We start from the raw sequence: 19092 nt of genomic DNA on the forward strand, positions 1-19092 counted from the left end.
AATTTGAATATACCAAAACCGTCTACTATACTGAATTTAAAGGTTTTTTAATTATAGTAGATGAAGTAATTCAAATAATATTTGAAGCGGTGAACACTTCATCATAAATAAAATATAACGATAAGACGCTCAAATTCAGCATGAAATTTTAGTTTTAAACTATTCCTTAACTGCCGAATTTAGGATAAAAAATGGCGAATAAGAAAATAATACAAGCCTTATTTGAAGAGCATGCACATCATTTCCCTAATCATGTTGCCGTTCTAAAAGGGAATGAAAAACTGACTTATAGCGAGCTAAATCAAAGAGCAAATCAACTCGCTCATTATTTACAAAACTCGGGCTTAAAGCCGGACACCCCTATTGCGCTTTGTTTAGAGCGTTCATTTGATTTTCTTATTACGCTTATAGCCATTTTAAAAGCAGGCGGTGCTTATTTACCTATAGATGCATCCCAACCCGAAGAACGTTTATTATTTTTACTTCATGATAGCCAAGCATCGCATTTAATTACTAAATCTATATTCAAAGATAAATTTAAACCATACCAGGGCACTCTAATTGTATTGGACATCGATGATAAGGTTATCAACAAACAAGCAACGCATAATCCCTCTTCAACTAATGATCCAGAGCATTTAGCATATATAATTTATACATCAGGCACTACTGGAACCCCGAAAGGCGTATTGATTGAACACCGCTCTGTCGTCAATTACTGTCAGTGGTTTGCTAACTATACCCAATGCAAACCCCAACAACGAATCGATTTTTCTGCAAACCCTATTTTTGATATGTCAGTCACGACTACCATTGTTCCATTAATGCTTGGGTTAACTGTGGTTCTTTGCGAAGAGATGACTAAGAAGGAAGTTCGCTCGTATTTGCATTATCTAGCAAAATCACGCATTAACATTATGAAGTTAACTCCAAGTTACTTTAAAGTGCTTTTGCATGAAGCAAAAAATAATTTCATAATATTGCCACAGTTGCATTCTATTGTTCTCGGAGGAGAAAATTTATCTTCTGTTGAATGCCAATCTTGGCTTGCATCATACCCTAATCACGTTCTATTTAACGAATATGGACCAACTGAAGCAACAGTCGCTGTCTCAACTTATAAAGTAACTCATTTGAACTGTACCCATCTGGATACGAATGTTCCTATTGGCATTGCTGGCAATAATATGAGTTGCTTCATTCTCGATGCCAATAATCAACTTGTGCCCGATGGCGAAGTAGGTGAACTATTTATCGGTGGAGCTTGTCTGGCTCGTGGTTACTTAAATCAACCCAAACTTACGCAACAACAATTTATTACAACAAATAACATTCGTTTATATAAAACAGGTGATTTATGCAAAAAGCGTCCTGATGGAACAATTGAATATCTGGGACGAATTGACGAGCAAGTCAAAATACGTGGATATCGTATTGAGCCAAGCGAGATAGAAAAATACATGATGAGTCATCCAGGTATTAAAGAAGTTGCATTACTTGCTCAAAAAGACGCTTTGGGTGAACAACGACTAGTAGCCTACTACATCCAGAAGGATTTTGATGCCACTTTAAATGCGAATCAAATACGTCAGTATTTACAAAAAAATTTACCAGACTATATGGTTCCTACAGTTTTTGTACAAGTGGATGCATTTCCCATGAACATGAATGGGAAGTTGGATAAGACTGCATTGCCAGTACCTTTGTTAACTGCAAGCCATAATTATGTTGAGCCAGTTACGGCACTAGAAAAAAAGCTTGCGCAAATCTGGTCCGATGAATTGGGCGTTCAGCTCATTGGCATTCATGATGATTTTTTTGATTTGGGGGGACACTCCTTATCAGCAGCACGTATCATTTCAAAAATAAATGGTGAGCTAAACAGAAATATCAACCTACATGACTTTTATAAAGCCACAAACATTGCAACATTAGTCCCCATCATTAAGAATACAAAAAAGAACAAGAAAAAACGAACAAATAAAATCCCTAGTTATCATAAAGTAAGTAATCTTCCTCTGAGTGATTTTCAGTTTTTACTTTGGATGTCGAACACATTTGAACCCCGAGCCCAAAAGTTAAATATTGTCGCCAGAAAGCGACTCAGAGGTCACTTAAATGAACAGGCTTTAGAATTTGCTTTTCATGCGATTTTAAAAAAGCATGAAACATTAACTTATCAAATCTTCAAATTAAAACCCGCTCAAAAAACACAAAAAAATTGGTCGTTCAGACTGGAAGCTACTGATCTTAGTACGCTTTCTTCACAAAAAAGTGAGCAAGAATTGCAAGATTCAATGACACAATTAATTGATTTTTATCCGTGGCCGAAAAAAACCGCTTTAATTATTGGCAAATTATTTTACTTACATGAGAACGAATCCGAATTGCAAATTTGTATACCGCATCTCATTTCAGATGATCACTGCACTGATATTTTATTCGCTGAGCTATCTCATTTTTATGAACAATACACTCACTTAAGACTTGATGAAATTGAACCGGATTCACACTTTAAAGAACATATTTTTAATGAGCGAACCACAATGAAAATGCACATGGAGGAAGACATTTCATTTTGGGAAAAGTATCTCAGTGATACCCATTTATTTACTTTTCCTGAAGAACATATAATTCATGATATGCAAGCTGCACAGGTTCCTTATTCAACGTACTCGGTCATACCAGAGGACTCCTTAAATCATCTCAAGCTTTTTTGCGAACTAAATCATATTAGTATTAATAACGCATTAGGCGCTGTACTTGCGTTGGCATTACGGAATTGCTGTGGCAGCTATAAAAGCGAAACGCCTTATACGTTCATGAATATTATTCAATCAACACGCGACAACTCAATTTATGATAATACAATTGGCTGTTTCCTTAGAATTGAACCGACTAAAATTATTCTTGATGACAACGCAACTTTGACTGGCCTATCCCAACAAATACGTAATGCGATGATTGACACCAGTAGCTATCAGCACTGTTCAAATTTAATAAAACTGTGCTCCATAAGTTCTCTTAAACCCAATATACTTGAAAAATTAATTACCCATTTAATTACTCCGCTTTATGTAAAACTACTCAAAATACCTTCCATTTATCGTAAGATTCTAAAGCGATGTGGTAGCCACATGATTTCATTTAAGCGAAATACCAAATTTGTTATTAACCTCAACATACGAACTAATTTTATTGACCCGCCTAATAAAAACTTAAAATTATTTGGTTTGAATACAAAACAAATCACAAATAGTAATGATGATTTGCTATCTATTGATCATATTTTCGAAGCCAGTTTTATTCGAGATGACAATCAAAATGTTCACCACCTAGTTATTTCCGCCAATCTAAAACCCGAATTTCGTGAAAAAATTGCTCTGGAAGCAATTCAAATTATGAATTCAGTAGCAGTTGAAAAAAATGTACACGAAGCCTCGCTCAAATATGAACAGGAGGAACAATTGCTTTCATAAGTAATGAAATCAGAAATATTTTTGGAGTTTTCAATATTCATAGCATTAAAAATCAAATATTAATACCGATGTCTTTTGCAGCCAGATTAATTTTCTGATACAGTAACTTGCATAGAATTTCGAGTTAAATAGAGGATGTTAAAAAATGATACGAGGATTTTTTGCGGGTTTAATGTGCTTACTCAGTTTCTCTGCTTTTTCTTATGGTAGTTCTTGTGGGAATGCTGTTCCTACTAATGATGTAAATTTTTGTTCCTCATTTAAGAAAGTTGCAACCTGCTATTGTACTTCTTCAGGTTTGCCTTCTGGTATGTGCCAAGATATGAACATGCTTTATGCACGTATGGTGAGTGTCTATGGCTCATTGGATAAAGCTTGTGCAGCTCAACCCTATACGACAAAACAAGATTGTCTTGATAACTGGAATTGTTATCGTCTGGGAGGCTCTGATTCTCGAGGCAGAATATGTAGTTCTACCAAAAAACCCTGTCAGTAATTTATATTAAATTAGAGTTATAAAATGATTAAGGTTGGGCTACGGCCCAACAAAATGCTAATGATCAAAGGAATCTTGGTAGAGTAATTATTGTGCGTAATAAAAAATCTAAATTATTTTTATTCTCATTCTTATTTCTTTCTACGTCTTATTGTCTGGCCGAAACAGAGAATCTTCCCCACCACCCTTTTTATATTGGTGCAATTGGAGGGTTTGGCTCAACTACATGGACTGGTTTGGTTCCTACTAAGGAAAATCAAAATGTTGCCCTGATGTTATCCACACCTATAGATGTTGAGGAAGGTGGAAGTGTTTGGGGTGTACTGGCTGGATACGAGTTTACTCGATATTTTGCAATTGAAGTAAACTACACGCACTTTCCTGAAGCAAATGTTTTTTTCGATCCTATAAGTTTGTTCAGTTTCGAGCATGATGGTTTAGAAACGTTAGCATCTCAAACTGAGACCCTAACTTTGATGGGAAAACTTATGGTCCCTATTCCTCATTCCCAGATGAAAATTTTTTCTGGTGCAGGAGTGGCCGGTGTGCATCGCAAAGATATAGTTGTTGATGATTGGCGACCAGGACCGGCTTTTAGTGTGGGTGTAAATTATAATTTTACTGAGCGAATTATGGGTGAAATTGCTGGTAGCTTTACTGCTGGTTATGGAGAATCGCAGCTTAACCCAGCAGACGCATATTACCCATTTCTTTATTCGATCGCCGCTCACCTGATTTTTCGTTTTTAACGAATGATTTACCCTAAATATGTTCGCCAAATGTGGGGGATACCCTAACGGTAAAGCATAGATACTATCTAATAGTTACTGCTTACCTAAACGATATGTTTCGTAGTGTTTCTCTAATATAGATTTCAATTTCTCTTTATTATCCAATCCCAATTGGTGAACCAAACTTAAAGTATGGAATATATGGGATGCTTTAGCCTTGGTTGCCTTAAAAGAGACCTGTAAATGAGCATTTTTAGTATCATCACTTTCAGCTAGTAAAGTTTGTTTTGTAATTCCTTGAACGTGTCTACTTTCCTTTTCTTTTCTGGATAAAAAGTTTTTATCCTTTATCAAGCAACGTGTTATTCGATAATAAGTATTTATTTGTTGATAAGTAAGTTCGATTTCAACCATATTATTTTCATGATACATATCCATTGAAGAATTTCTAAGAAGAGAAGGATCATGTATTTGGGCTAATCCAGTGATGTTCTTGGATGATAGAGTCCCAGAGCTTTCAGGAAGCAACTTGTTCAACATATAATATCCAAATGGACGAACTGCATACGTGTAAGGAACCAACACGTAATAATAAATAAAGGATCTCACAATCGCATTCAATAAAAGATGATGTGTTTTACGTTGATAATTATCAGCTTCTGCAGAAATATATCGAAACTCAGTATCAGCAAATCCTGCATAATTTAAACAGTGATCAAAAAAAGCATTAGGACCTTGTTTATCTTGAGGGGGTACAACCTGAAGAATCTCCCAATCCTTTTTCCAAACTCCAAAAGCCGAAACAGGATCATTACCTTGTTTTTGCACTACCACCCGGGGTTTGTCTTTTAATTCATCCCAATGATCATAACCAGTTCTAAATAGAGGATCATAAAGCCCAGGAGGATTTAATGCATCCACACGTGATAGCTTATAATTTCCTTTATCAATGGCAAGTAATAAACTTAAAGCGCCCCCCAGACTGACCCCACATACATGAATAGCGTTTTTCTGTTGGTTTAACCACGCTCTAATTCGCTCGCGCCCACTACGATATAAAGAGAGACCAACCGTTTCAAACCCCTTAGAGTCAGTCTTTACTTGAGTAAGAAAACCTTGGCCTGCAGGATAAGTAGTACCCATAAAAATTAAATGGGATTCTGCATTCTCATGAAAAATTGGCTTAAGCCCATAAGCAAAAACACGATCATTATCATAGGTAAAAAAATTCTTCCACCAATGTCGCTCTGTTAATTCAATTGGAGTAACTTGGTATTCAACCAAGTCCCAATGACCATCAATACATTGGGGGATGGAAATAGATTCATAAGGAGTTAAATCACCATAAGGAAGCATAGACAAACAATTACTTAAAAAAAGCTGTACTTGTTCCCCCTCATCCGAACTTAAGTCTTTACCTTGCAATTGGTTAAAGAGTTCCAAAAATCCTTGTTGCATGGCAAAACGAACTTCTCTTAATAAATCAGTATCGCGTTGAAGAAAAAACGAATACAAAACAGTCGGGGTTAAAAATTGAGTCCAGGATTCTGTCCACCCCATAGTGAAAAAACGCAATATATTTCGCGCTAAAATAGGGGTTTGTTCAGAACGGTCGACACCCTCAAGAGATTCAAACTCTTGTTGGTCAAAAAACTTTAGTTCTAAACCCCCTTTAAAAACAGTTCCTTCTGTCAAAACTTATCTCCTTATTCCTAATAATCATTGAATGATATACCTGGTACAAAGAAGTGTAAGAGCAAATTCAGCTATGTGTGCTTGCCAATGCAATACTCAGTGTAGCATTTTTCTAAACTTGGCTTTAATTTTTCATTCTCAATTCCCATTTGTTCCACTAAAGTAAGAGTATGGCGAATATGAGCTGCTTTGGCTCGAGTCACTTTAAGCGGCAATACTAAATCGTGTTTTTTGGAATCTGAGCATTCTTGGAGTAGGGATTTTTTGGTAACTCCATCAATATGTTTGCTTTTCTTTTCTTCGCTCGGCAAAGAATGCTTATTTTTTACAAGACGACGCATTACATTATAATAAGTATGGATTTGTTGGTAAGTCAAACCTACTTCCACTGCATTACTATCATTATAAATATCCATAGTCGGGTTACGAGCAAGAGATGGATCATGTAGTTTAGCAAGCCCTTCTTTTTCTACGAGCTCAGCTTGGGCTGACGGCGCTTTTGAAATGCCATTTTTAGAAAAAAAACAAGAGGATATAAAAATACCAGCCAATATACTGCCAACTATGCCCACAAAAGCAAGTAGGGGTAAAACACCAGTAACTGTAAGAGGGGCACAAACTAAAACGCCTAAAACTGGTACAGTAATTTTCCAGTTTTGCGCGAAAAAATAAAAAAGTGGACGAACCAAATAAGTATAAGGAAGTAAGAATAGGCCGTAAATTAAGCTCCTACCGACATTATAAAGCCAAAAATTACGTGTTTTTCGTTTAACATTATCTTCTTCCGCGTCAATATAAACGAATTTTGTATCTGCAAATCCAGCGTAATTTAAAAAATGATCATAAAAACAATTAGGACCCTTTTTATCATTTGGAGGGATTACTTGAATAATATACCAATCATCCTTCCAGATCCCAAAAGCTGAAACCGGATCATTACCTTGCTTTTGCACGACAACCAATGGTTTATCGGTTAACTCATCCCAATAATCATACTTTCGTTTGAAATCATGAAGTCCTGCGGGGTTTAATGCGTCAACGCGTGAGAGTTTATACTCTCCTTTATCGATAGCAAGCAATAAACTTAAAGACCCTCCTAAACTAACCCCGCACACATGTATTTTATTTTTTTGTGTATTCAGCCATTCGTGAATTCTCTTCCGACCCATTATGTAAAGAGATTCACCAACTGTTTCAAAACCATTCGAGTCCGTATTAATCTGAGATAAGAAGCCTTGCCCTGCTGGGTAAGTTGTTCCCATAAAGATTAAATGCGACTCGGCTTTTTTTTGAAAAAGAGGTTCCAGTCCATAAGCAAAAACGCGATCGGCATCATGGATAAAGAAGCGTCGCCATCCTGAGCGTTCTGTTAATTCAATGGGCTTAACTTGATACTCGACAAGCTCCCAATTTCCATCAATACATTGAGGAATTTTGATTGACTCATAGGGAGTTAAATCGCCATAAGGAAGTAATGTTAAGCAATTACTCAAATAAAGATGAACTTGTTCTTCTTGCTCTTTAGTTAACTGTTTATTTCTTAATTGCTCAAAAAGCTCTAAAAAACCTTGTTGAAAAGCAAAACGTAATTCTCTTACTAATTCAGGATCACGTTTTACAAAAATAGCTTGAGCCACTGATGTGGTTAAAAACTCAGTCCACTGTTCCGTCCAGCCCATCATTAAAAATCGTACGGCATTGCGGGCAATAATAGAAGCTTGCTTGTGTTGGGCCACTCCTTCAAGGGGTTCAAATTTACTTTGTGACGAAAAATTTAGATCTATTCCACCCTGAAAAGTAGGTTTTATAGGCATATTTTACTTCCAAAAATAATTACAGTGGGTAATTATCTTATCCCTGAGTAACAATTGAAGAACGTTCGGATCGATACCGATAAAACACAAAAATGCAAAATACGAACGTTCTTAATATAGGATAAGTACTTATTATAATTGTTCCTGTTGCAGCGAAGTCACCACAGCTGGACGCTCTGCAACAACTTTTATGAATTGCTCTACATGTTTATACGCTGAAAGATCCATTTTAAAATAATGAGTCCAGCGAAGTATGACAAATAAATAAACATCTGGCAATGTAAAATCCTTGCCCATTAAATAAGGTCCTTTTGCAAGATGTTCATTAACAAACTTTAATTTCGTATTAATTACCGACATAAACATATTTTTTGTTTCTTCATTAAGATTAGGATTGAAAAACATTCCTAATGTCTTATGTAATTCAGTAGCAACAAAATTGAGCCATTCAAGAGTATGATATCTTTTTAAATCTCCCACTGAAGGTAGCAGGGTTTGACCCGGAGTGATATCCGCCAAATATTGTAAAATGACCTGATTTTCCGTAAGTAAGTCCCCATTATCTAGGCGAAGTGCTGGCACTGCACCTTTAGGATTAATGGATAGATAATTTTCGTCGGATTTTGTTTTTTTTGCTTTTAAATCAACTTCTTCATCTTGAAAATTACGACCTAATTCATTAAGAACAATACGTACAGCTAATGAGCATGCTGATTTAGCATAATAAAGTTTCATATCCACTCCTTTGATTAATCGTCAATTATCAGGGGCTATGATATGCTTTTTAGGTTCACAATAGAACACCTACAAATAAAATGCCCTAGCAATCTGGTGTCAGCGTTTGATTCCTCTCAAGCTCTGCTTCTATTTCAGTGATTAGTTTCATCGTAGACGATTGTCTGTGGATAAAAGGGAGATTATCCCAAAAATATGTTTTTCTTAAAACCTTTAAGGTATCTACATGTTGATCTTTCCAAGACTTAATTTCTTTAAGCAATTGATTAAGCGATAAATTCTTATTTGGTCCAACTATTTCTAAATATAACTCTTTCAATCGCAAAAATTTTTTCTGAGTATCAGAGGAGTATGGCTCAAGAAGTAGCATATTCTCCATTCTCTCATATAGTTTTGTAATTACTTTCTTCTTTATCTTATCTGATTCAAAAAACGCTGTTGGGGGCTGTGGAAGCACATAAAAAGGGATATCCTCGCTTGGCGTGCCAAATTCCAACGTTGTTTCATAAGGTAAGTCCATGAAAAAGGTAGAAGAAACCTTAGAAGATACCGGTGCATGCTGGGTTGCCTCAACAAGCGCTATTGCTGAATGCCTGCATGTATTACCAATATGCAACTTCTTAACACTACCTTTTATTCTATTTGCATCGATATTATTTGTTTTAATTTGAGTTACATCGAGGGGAGGTAAAACTTTCTCGCTACCCAATTTTAATGTGACTTCATCATCAGTTGTTGCATTTGGTTTGTAACATCTATATTTGTTATACAATGACTGTGAGGCTTCTAATACTTGCACAAACTCTACATATTGCTCATATGTAATATCATAAGCTTGATAAGTAATTTTAGTGCTTCTATTATTTTCGCGCCAGATTCTTTCGTCCATCAATACGCCCTTGTTAGCGAAAAAAAGCGCATTGCACAAAAAACCCATTTGCATGGAATAATCTGGTTCCATATCCTGAGTGTGACCACCATTTGATTCGATCATTTCCTCAACTTGCTTACCGCTAAGATGTAACCGGCTAGCCTTTTGCGGATTAATTTTATCTATATCCTCATCAAGTTGATGAAAATCAGCTATTTTAACTTCTTCAACGATCCCCAGGTTGTGTTTTCCATTTGCTGTAATGCACGAGTGAACTTCCTCAGTAGTGAGATGCCATTGGTTATCTCTTCTCTGTTTAATTTTTTTTAAATTATTCTCAAGTTGTTGAAAGCAATTAATTGTTACTTCTTCAGATGTTCCGTCTGACTTAATATAATATAACTTTTTAATGTTTCCATTTTTACAATAAAGATAACTTTCTTTGTATTTTTTAAGATTATCAGGTAAGACAGATAGTAAATGAAGGTCACATCCTGATTTAATGTAATACAGTTTTTTCTCATGAGAGTTATCATTATTGCAATAGATATAACTCCCTTTATATTGTCTAAGATCAACAGGTAAATGAGCCTTCAAATGGAAGTCACATTTTATGGCACCAGTATTACCAAACTTACCTACACGACAAAGTAAATGACGGACTTTATTTTGGTGATACACTCCCAGCATTACAAAAGAATGCGGCCCTTGTTTGTTAATTGAAACAAAAAAATGATCCGTTTTTTTATTAACTGTTAGCATCCTGGGTGGTGTTCTTTTTTCTTGCATAGATATCATCTTTTGATCTTTGAGCGCAAATAATACCACAGGAAATGTATAGATACTACAAATCCGCTAGGATCCAATTCATAATAGAATTTAAGACGTTTTTGTAAGCATAAGCCCCCCTCTTCAGGAAGAAGAAGAGAGGCAAAGAACAGGATTCAAGACAGACACTGTAATTCAGGATAATTTTTCAAAATTACTTTATATAAATTTTGGTTTGCTTTAATAATTTCATCACCCAGTTTAGACTGAGTATTTCCTTCGCCTCCCTTACCATTTAAAGCCACCACGGTAGTCACATTATTACAAGGTTGCCAAAAATACATGACACGAAACCCTAATGTACTACCTTTATACACCCAAAAGCGTTGCTTCAGTTCCTTATCGTAAAGCGCTCCTACTCCCAATCCAAATCCGTAAGGATCTTCTTCCGTCACTGTAGGAATAGTTTTTCCAGTTTTCATCGATACAACGGACTCTAACTCAGCTAAAATTCGTTCTCTAAAAATTGGCTTAATTAATGTGCCATGATAAAGTTGTTGGACCCAACGTACGACATCTTCTGTAGTACCAACAATAGCACCAGCAGCCCCTGCCCAGGATAAGTCATTGCTTAAGGTATCTATTAATTTGTTGTTTTGTTCATCATAAAAGTATCCATGAACCCTACGATCCTCAATCGATTTTCCTAGAGATTGACCCTCAGGACCTGCAAGATAAAACATATCATGTAACCCATTTTGAGAATTAATGATTCGCAATTTTAATTGATTGGCAAACGTATCATTGGTAACTTTTTCTATAACTAAGGCAGCCAAAATATAATTAGAATTCGAGTACTCATAAAGATTACCCTTTTTCTTTTCGAGTGGTTTTTCAGGATGAGCAAACTTTAGTAACTCTTCATCCGTCCAAACAGCATCTAAATGAGCCTCCATTTTCTCAGAAAAGGCATCATCCGCAGAATAATTTGGAATCCTGCTGGTCATATTTAATAACTGTCTTAAAGTAACATTTTTCCAATTGGGATATTGCGGCAACCATTTACCCAATGGATCGTTTAAGGACAATTTATCTTCGGTTTGCAGTTGCAGTATAATTAATGCGGTAAAAGATTTAGTAATACTACCAATATCAAATAAATTGCTTGGAGTAATAGCTTGGGATAAAGGAGGATATCCCATGGTACCATGCACTACAGTTTTAATTTCTTTTTTGTAATTGGTTTGATTCTGAGGAATCAAGACTGAAGCCGCAATAGCAGTGAATTTTTCCTTTTTACTATACTTCGTATAATAATCATCAATTACTTTCTGCAATTGATTTGTAATATTAGAAGAAGTCTCTGAAGCCGCAGCGCATATTGGGGAAATCAAAGAAGTAATTAACGCTAACCCCAGGAATTTTGATTTTAATTTCATAAGATACCATCCTTGTTACATAAAATTTTTTATCCCATAGATAGGACATGAGCTCACATCTGCAGGTTGTTACTCTAAATCAACCTGCAGTTCATGAGATAAATATTAGCTATTTGCTTGAGCTCTAATTTTTAACTGTTCTAAAGCATTTTTAAGGCGGGTTAATACCCTATCTTTGCCTAATAAAGTTAATGTCATATCAATTGATGGAGACATACTCGACCCTGTTACGGCTACCCGCAAAGGTTGTGCGATCTTTCCCATATTGATATCAAATTGTGCGCTCACATCATTAATACATTCTTGCAAATGATCTTTTTCCCAAGAGCTTACCTTTTGTAAATGTTCATAAAGGGCCGTCAAGGGCTCCAGAATCACTGGACGTAAATGTTTTTTAACCGCAGCTTCATCATACTCAATCGAATCAGTAAAAAAATATAAACTCATTTGACACATTTCAGTCAAAGTTTTACACCGTTCAGCTTGAATGGAAACCAAATCAGTTAACTTAGGTCCATTGGATAAATCAATACCCGCCTGTTCAAAATGCCAACGTAACGACTCAGCAACCTCCTCAACAGGATCATTTTTTTGATAATGTTGATTTAACCAATACAACTTCTCATAGTTAAAACTTGAAACACCTCGACTTACATTTTTTAAATCAAAGCGCTCTATCATTTCATTAATACTAAAAATTTCCTGATCTCCATAAGACCAGCCCAAACGCACTAAATAATTTAATAACGCATGAGGTAAAACACCTAACTCTTTAAATTGCAATACGCTGACGGCACCGTGTCTTTTAGACAAACGTTTACCATCTTCCCCTAAAATCATGGGTAAATGAGCAAAGACGGGAATAGATGCATTCAATGCGTGAAACAGATTAATTTGTCGTGGTGTGTTATTAATGTGATCATCCCCGCGAATTACATGAGTAATGTTCATATCCGCATCATCAATAACCACAGCAAAGTTATAGGTTGGGTGACCATCAGAACGCACCAAAATCAAATCATCCAACTCGCTATTTGCTACATGGATTTCTCCATATACCTCATCGTGAAACGATACGGTTCCTTGTTCGGGGTTTTTAAAACGTATTACAAAAGGCTTATCCGATAAAGGCAAGTTTTTATCGCGGCAATGACCATCATAACGGGGTTTTTCCTTAGCAGCTAATTGTTCGGTCCGCAACGCTTCTAAACGTTCTTTGCTGCATTCACAACGATAAGCCTTTCCTTCATCCAAAAATTGTTGCGCAACTTGATTATATCGCTCATAACGTGCGGTTTGATAAAAAGGACCTTCAGAATAATCCATACCCAGCCAAGCCATTCCATCCAGAATAGCTCGAACTGATTCTTGGGTAGAACGCTCCTGGTCGGTGTCCTCTATGCGCAAAATAAATTCACCTTGATGACGCTTTGCATAAAGCCATGAAAATAAAGCAGTTCTCACTCCACCTACATGTAAAAATCCAGTGGGGCTTGGTGCAAATCGGGTTCTAACTGTCATAATCTGTTCCACATTGTAAGGAATAAAATAATCGGGCTATAATAACTGACTTTGCAGCCTGGGTGAAGCAAGTCACTTGAGATATTGTACAAATCATTTCAGGTTACACTGTGCTCTACTCAGGCTAAAATAAAAGTATTATCCGAACTATTTGGTGAGTTATCTTGAAAAGCATTGGTATTAAGTATCAACTGAGAATTACCACCCTGATTCCAGCCTTTCTAGTCGCCCTACTTCTCGCTATTTTTTATAATGGACTGTTTGGTAATGACTTAAAACAACACATGTCCCGCTTAGGAGAAGCATACATCCGTCAATTACTACCTGCAGCACAATACGCGATGCTCCGGCGTGATGATCGTACTTTGCAGGGCCTAATTAATGCATCCACTATCAATCCCGAAGTAATCGCTCTAGCCTTCTACAGTAGTGATGGGCAATTGCTTGCTTATCGGGGTGGAAAACATTCTTTGAATAAACCGTTTGATCCGCCTAAATTTACGGGCGATTACATTGAAAGTAAGCAAATAAATCCTTTTACGATTAATTTCATCGCACCGGTCACCATTCCAAAATTCAATCTTTATTCAAATTCACCCTTCAAGAAGCTTCTAAGCCCCATGGCAACCCGTGCGGATGATATTTTAGGGTGGTTATCTATCGATATTGATACGCGTTCGATGATAATAAAGCGCTATCAAATGCTCATAGTCACCATCTTCATTACTTTGTTTGGTTTACTTATGGGATTAACAATTCATTACTTTCTTTCCAAACGTATTTATTTACCTATTTCCCGTTTACGTCGAAGCATGAAGCAAATTTTGCGAAATGAATTTGAAACAGAAATAAAAACAACAAGCCCAGGGGAATTAGGGATTATTGAGCAAGGCTGCTCTCATTTGCAAAAAAAATACCTCGAAACAATCCGGGATTTGAATCAACATATTGAAGTAGCCACTGAAGATCTACAACAAAGTCTCGAACTCCTGGAAGAAAAAAATATCGAGCTCTCACTTGAGAAGAAAAAAATAGAAGAAAAAAGTCGACAAAAATCTGAATTTATTGCCAATATGAGCCATGAAATCCGTACCCCTATGAATGGAGTGATTGGTTTCACCAATGTTTTATTGGAAAGCAAACTGGATCCATTACAATTGGATTATGTAAAAACGATCAAAGCCTCTGCTCAAGATTTATTAGGAATTATCAACGACATTCTCGATTTTTCCAAAATCGATGCTGGAAAACTTCACCTAGATTGCATTCCGTTAAATATTCGTCATTGTATAGATGAAGTGCTTACGCTTGCCGCACCAAATGCCCATAAAAAAGGAATTGATTTAATCCCCATAACCGATGTCAATGTTCCCAAAATTATTTTAGGTGATCCCTTCCGAATTAAGCAATTTATCACCAATTTGGTGACAAATGCGGTTAAGTTTACAGATCATGGTTATGTGTTAGTTCGTACAAAAGTAGAACAGGAAACGGATAAAGACTACACCTTAAGTATCACAATTACCGATACTGGTCTGGGCATTTCTCCTGAAGATCAAAGTAAACTCTTTACAGCCTTTAACCAGGCAGATACAAGCATTACTCGTCGTTATGGTGGATCCGGTCTTGGTTTGGTCATTTGCAAAAAACTTTGTGAGGAAATGCAAGGCCGTATTTCTTTTACAAGTGAACTCAATAAAGGGTCAAGCTTTACTGCTCAGGTCAAAGTTGAAAAATTGGCTGCCTATGAAATAGAAAGAAATCAAATACACCCTTTCGCTCATTTTAAAATGTTGTGCTTTGACGATAATTCACTGCACTTAGAAGCCCTATGCAATGGCCTAGGTTATTGGGGAATACAATGTGTCGCGGTAAACTCATTTAACCGCCTTGCGAAAGCTTTGGAAAATAACAAAGACTGTAAAATTGCTTTTCTCAACATCAACAAGGGCTATGAACAACAAATTTGCAAACTCATTTCAACACATAATTATTTCCCCTATGTATTGATTTCCAAATGGCTCATTAATGATTATACCGCTCTTGGTGCTCAGGGATTTTTATATAAGCCCATTAGTATTCAAAAACTTCAAGACGTGATTGAATCACTTACCAGCATGGAAAATGTTGAAAAACCAGTAAACCATGAATTGGATAGCCTAAGAGAACAACTGCGTTTTATGCGGCTTAATTTGCTTATTGCCGAAGACAATCCAGTGAACAAGATGCTTCTTAACTCTTTATTAGGCACTCATGCAAACATGACTGGAGTTGACGACGGCGAGATGGCTGTATCCGCTTGTAATGACAAAAAGTACGACCTTATTTTACTTGATCTACAAATGCCTAAAATAAATGGGCTGGAAGCATCTCGACTCATTCGCCAAAAATCACAACTTAATCGACATACACCCATCGTTTTAATTAGTGCAAATGGAAGTGATGTGAATAGTATTGATTTAAAAAAATCAGGCGTCGATTTTTGCTTGCAAAAGCCTATAGATGAAAAACAATTACTCACTCAAATCATCCGTATTGCCGATAAAGCAAAACATGCTGCGATCGATTGGCAATTGTGCGTACAAAAAGTATCAGGAAATCATGCGCTGGCTGAAGAGTTTCTTGCCCGCTTTGTCGAAGAGTTACATAAGAACCGTGAAGAATTCATTCAATTAATGCATGACAAAAATATTAAAAAATTAGGAGAGGCGGCACATAAGCTTCATGGAGCCTGTTGCTTTTCCGGCGTGCCAACATTACAGAAAAAAGTAGTGCATGTGGAAAAATTAGCTACACATGCTGCTTCAATCGAAGAATTAGCGACTCCTTTTGCAGAATTAATTCAAAGCATTGATGCAGTAATCAGTGAATACGAAAATCAAAAAATAAGAATTTAAAATGTCTCAGTCCCTATTTTGTAACGCCACACGAGGGTGATGGAGATGAGAATGACCTTTAACCAGGAGAAAGAATGACTATAAAAAATGCGATATATGCTCAATCAGGTGGTGTAACCGCCGTAATAAATGCATCTGCATGTGGTGTGTTACAAACCGCTCGGTTATATCCGCAACAGATTGGCAAAGTGTATGCAGCTAAAAATGGAATTATTGGTGCGTTACATGAAGAACTTATTGATACCTCGCTTGAAAGTGACGCAGACATTGCCAAATTATTGCAAACTCCTTCTGGAGCCTTCGGTTCATGTCGCTACAAACTCAAAGATGAAGGTGCAGAATATGAGCGTCTGATTGAGGTGTTTAAAGCGCATAATATAGGTTATTTTTTCTATAATGGTGGTGGTGACTCACAAGATACCGCTCATAAGATATCGCAGTTAGGAACCAAAATGGGATACCCACTCACCTGCATTGGAATACCCAAAACTGTTGATAATGATCTTCCCTACACAGATACTTGTCCAGGATTCGGCTCGGTAGCTAAATATGTAGCTGTCTCCACCAGGGAGGCGGGTTTTGATGTTGCTTCAATGGCAGCCTCATCAACCAAGGTTTTTATTCTTGAAGTAATGGGCCGTCATGCAGGCTGGATTGCAGCAGCAAGCGGATTGGCAAGTCAACAACCTGATGAGCCTCCCCACATTATTTTATTGCCTGAAGTTCCTTTCCACCAGGCAAAATTTCTGAATAAGGTTGATGAATGTGTCAAGACCTATGGCTATTGTGTGGTGGTCGTTTCAGAAGGCATTCGTAATACAGAAGGTAAATTCTTAAGCGATGCAGGGCTACGTGATGCGTTTGGTCACGCTCAGTTAGGTGGTGTGGCACCGGTCATTGCTCAGCTCATCAAAACCGAACTGAATTATAAATACCACTGGGCAGTTGCAGATTACTTACAACGTGCTGCTCGTCATATCGCTTCAAAAATGGATCTTGAACAAGCTTATGCTCTTGGCAAAGCTGCAGTAGAGTATGCCATCAAAGGGCATAACGCCATTATGCCCATTATTATCCGTGAGCAAGATGAACCCTACCAATGGTCCATCGGCCATGTTCCCTTGGCTAATGTTGCCAATCAGGAAAAAGCGATGCCTGCTGAATATATAGGGGCCGATGGAATGAGTATTACCGATGCATGTAGAAGATATTTGTCACCGCTGATACAAGGAGAGGCATACCCGGAGTACATAAATGGACTACCTGATTACGTCCGATTAAAGAATCAATTAGTCCCCAAGATTCTGAAATAATCGCACTCAAAATCCCTATTTTTAAGTTCAACAAACTCCCTTCTCTCCCAAGGGGAGAAGGTGCCCGTTCAGGGCGCATGAGGGACATTAGCCCCCCTAGCCCTCTCCCATTACTGGGAGTGGGGAATTTACTTTTAATTTAAAACCCGAGAGTTGAACTACGCATCACCAGACCACAGAGAAACAAATTATTAAAAATAGTCTTAGTTATATATATCAAGCAACCCACTACACATCTGCTACAATTAGTATAGAGGCAAGTAAAGAGGACTTCCTTTTCTAGCCATGGCAGGTTGTATTTGGCCTATTTGGGTTGTAAGCTATTGATAAATGGCATTTTATTTGCATATTTATCGTTGTACCAATCATTAGGAGCAGATAATGAAAGAAAAAGGCTTTACTTTAATTGAATTAATGATAGTGGTGGCAATCGTAGGTATTCTTGCAGCAATTGCTATACCTGCGTACCAGGATTACGTCGTCAGAGCACGAGTTACCGAAGGGTTAAGTATTGCCTCTTCAGCAAAAACTACTGTTTCTGAAAATGCATCGACTGGGGCTAACTTAGACTTGGGTTGGAATTTTGCAAACCCGACTGCTAATGTGCAAAGTATTATTGTTACTCCCGCTACCGGTGTAATCACAGTCACCTATACAGCTCAGGCGCAAAACGTGGTCCTTACCTTAACCCCAACAGCGAATGGAGCAGCCCTTGTTCCTGGAACACCACCAACAAGTCCGATTGAATGGACTTGCAGGGTAAATAATGCCGCCAATGATCGATACGTCCCTGCAAACTGCAGAGTTTAATCGTATCATATTTAAAAAGCCGCTTTATGGCGGCTTTTTTATTGTAAGTTTAATTTAAAAAAGAGTTGAATATGTCACGTAAAAATCGTATTGAACAATTAGTAAAGCAAGAGTTGGTTCCAATTTATTTAAATGTCGAAGATGAATCAGGGAATCATCATGTTCCTGAGGGGGCCCAAACTCATTTCAAACTTACTGTTGTTTCTTCACAATTTACCGATTTATCGCGAGTTGCACGACATAGACTTTTAAATCAATTGCTCAAAGAAGAATTTGAGCTTGGGTTACACGCCTTAAGCATGCATTTATTTACTCCCGATGAATGGAAAAGCAGAGGTAACAGTGTATTGAACTCTCCAGTATGTAAAGGTGGTTTTAATAAAGAAAGTAACAATACCTAATTTTGGTTTTAGTGATCTTAAAGAATCTATAACCTATGCTATTTAATCCAAATGCTTTATTTAAATCGAGATGAAAACGGCATGTTTTTTGCTTTTTATTCATGAGGTTAGGATACCTTCTT

13 protein-coding genes are annotated in these 19092 nt (G+C 37.0%); 7 read left to right on the plus strand and 6 right to left on the minus strand.

All coding sequences use genetic code 11. The features are described 5' to 3' along the window. The first annotated feature begins 191 nt into the window (after positions 1-191). From ACWTEW_RS26430 to ACWTEW_RS26440, 3 genes are all read left to right on the plus strand, one after another. A complete protein-coding gene (locus tag ACWTEW_RS26430; protein ID WP_454781065.1) occupies positions 192-3479 on the plus strand; it encodes a non-ribosomal peptide synthetase in 3288 nt (1095 codons plus the stop codon). Positions 3480-3624: 145 nt separating this feature from the next. Next, positions 3625-3975 carry a hypothetical protein gene (locus tag ACWTEW_RS26435; RefSeq protein WP_454781066.1) on the plus strand — a complete coding sequence of 117 codons (351 nt, stop codon included), beginning with the start codon at positions 3625-3627 and terminating at the stop codon, positions 3973-3975. Between the two features lie 92 nt (positions 3976-4067). Further along, positions 4068-4724 (plus strand): hypothetical protein, encoded by a 657-nt coding sequence (locus ACWTEW_RS26440; RefSeq protein ID WP_454781067.1) that lies wholly within the window; start codon positions 4068-4070, stop codon positions 4722-4724. A gap of 75 nt (positions 4725-4799) precedes the next feature. On the opposite strand, the gene ACWTEW_RS26445 is transcribed toward ACWTEW_RS26440, so the two are convergent. The 6 genes from ACWTEW_RS26445 to gltX form a co-directional block, all read right to left on the minus strand. Further along, the gene (locus tag ACWTEW_RS26445; protein ID WP_454781068.1) at positions 4800-6401 is read right to left on the minus strand and encodes a hypothetical protein; all 1602 of its coding nucleotides are present in this window, start codon (positions 6399-6401) and stop codon (positions 4800-4802) included. Between the two features lie 71 nt (positions 6402-6472). After that, the gene (locus ACWTEW_RS26450; protein ID WP_454781069.1) at positions 6473-8215 is read right to left on the minus strand and encodes a hypothetical protein; all 1743 of its coding nucleotides are present in this window, start codon (positions 8213-8215) and stop codon (positions 6473-6475) included. Positions 8216-8347: 132 nt separating this feature from the next. Further along, entirely contained in the window at positions 8348-8950 is a 603-nt protein-coding gene (gene gstA, locus ACWTEW_RS26455; protein ID WP_454781070.1) for a glutathione transferase GstA, read from the minus strand. Positions 8951-9035: 85 nt separating this feature from the next. After that, on the minus strand, positions 9036-10610 hold the full coding sequence (locus tag ACWTEW_RS26460) for a hypothetical protein (protein ID WP_454781286.1): 1575 nt from the start codon (positions 10608-10610) through the stop codon (positions 9036-9038). A 155-nt stretch (positions 10611-10765) separates the two neighbouring features. Beyond that, a complete protein-coding gene (locus tag ACWTEW_RS26465; protein ID WP_454781071.1) occupies positions 10766-12028 on the minus strand; it encodes a serine hydrolase domain-containing protein in 1263 nt (420 codons plus the stop codon). A gap of 105 nt (positions 12029-12133) precedes the next feature. Then, the gene (gene gltX / locus ACWTEW_RS26470; protein WP_454781072.1) at positions 12134-13549 is read right to left on the minus strand and encodes a glutamate--tRNA ligase; all 1416 of its coding nucleotides are present in this window, start codon (positions 13547-13549) and stop codon (positions 12134-12136) included. Positions 13550-13710: 161 nt separating this feature from the next. Here gltX and letS point away from each other — a divergent pair, with 161 nt between their 5' ends. The 4 genes from letS (at position 13711) to ACWTEW_RS26490 (ending at position 18970) form a co-directional block, all read left to right on the plus strand. Continuing rightward, entirely contained in the window at positions 13711-16446 is a 2736-nt protein-coding gene (gene letS / locus ACWTEW_RS26475) for a two-component system sensor histidine kinase LetS (protein ID WP_454781280.1), read from the plus strand. 74 nt (positions 16447-16520) lie between these two features. Then, complete coding sequence (locus tag ACWTEW_RS26480; RefSeq protein WP_454781073.1) at positions 16521-17759, plus strand: 6-phosphofructokinase; 1239 nt, start codon at positions 16521-16523, stop codon at positions 17757-17759. Positions 17760-18140: 381 nt separating this feature from the next. Continuing rightward, positions 18141-18569 carry a pilin gene (locus tag ACWTEW_RS26485; protein WP_454781074.1) on the plus strand — a complete coding sequence of 143 codons (429 nt, stop codon included), beginning with the start codon at positions 18141-18143 and terminating at the stop codon, positions 18567-18569. A gap of 71 nt (positions 18570-18640) precedes the next feature. Further along, the gene (locus ACWTEW_RS26490; protein ID WP_454781075.1) at positions 18641-18970 is read left to right on the plus strand and encodes a BolA family protein; all 330 of its coding nucleotides are present in this window, start codon (positions 18641-18643) and stop codon (positions 18968-18970) included. Positions 18971-19092 lie beyond the last annotated feature (122 nt).

It is taken from the genome of Legionella stuttgartensis, from assembly GCF_977063405.2.

What these genes read in the sequence shown, in the direction of transcription:
- ACWTEW_RS26430 (WP_454781065.1), top strand. Translation starts at nt 192, where the DNA reads ATGGCGAATAAGAAAATAATACAAGCCTTATTTGAAGAGCATGCACAT.
- ACWTEW_RS26435 (WP_454781066.1), top strand. Translation starts at nt 3,625, where the DNA reads ATGATACGAGGATTTTTTGCGGGTTTAATGTGCTTACTCAGTTTCTCT.
- ACWTEW_RS26450 (WP_454781069.1), bottom strand. Translation starts at nt 8,215, where the DNA reads ATGCCTATAAAACCTACTTTTCAGGGTGGAATAGATCTAAATTTTTCG.
- gstA (WP_454781070.1), bottom strand. Translation starts at nt 8,950, where the DNA reads ATGAAACTTTATTATGCTAAATCAGCATGCTCATTAGCTGTACGTATT.
- ACWTEW_RS26460 (WP_454781286.1), bottom strand. Translation starts at nt 10,610, where the DNA reads ATGCAAGAAAAAAGAACACCACCCAGGATGCTAACAGTTAATAAAAAA.
- ACWTEW_RS26465 (WP_454781071.1), bottom strand. Translation starts at nt 12,028, where the DNA reads ATGAAATTAAAATCAAAATTCCTGGGGTTAGCGTTAATTACTTCTTTG.
- gltX (WP_454781072.1), bottom strand. Translation starts at nt 13,549, where the DNA reads ATGACAGTTAGAACCCGATTTGCACCAAGCCCCACTGGATTTTTACAT.
- ACWTEW_RS26480 (WP_454781073.1), top strand. Translation starts at nt 16,521, where the DNA reads ATGACTATAAAAAATGCGATATATGCTCAATCAGGTGGTGTAACCGCC.
- ACWTEW_RS26485 (WP_454781074.1), top strand. Translation starts at nt 18,141, where the DNA reads ATGAAAGAAAAAGGCTTTACTTTAATTGAATTAATGATAGTGGTGGCA.
- ACWTEW_RS26490 (WP_454781075.1), top strand. Translation starts at nt 18,641, where the DNA reads ATGTCACGTAAAAATCGTATTGAACAATTAGTAAAGCAAGAGTTGGTT.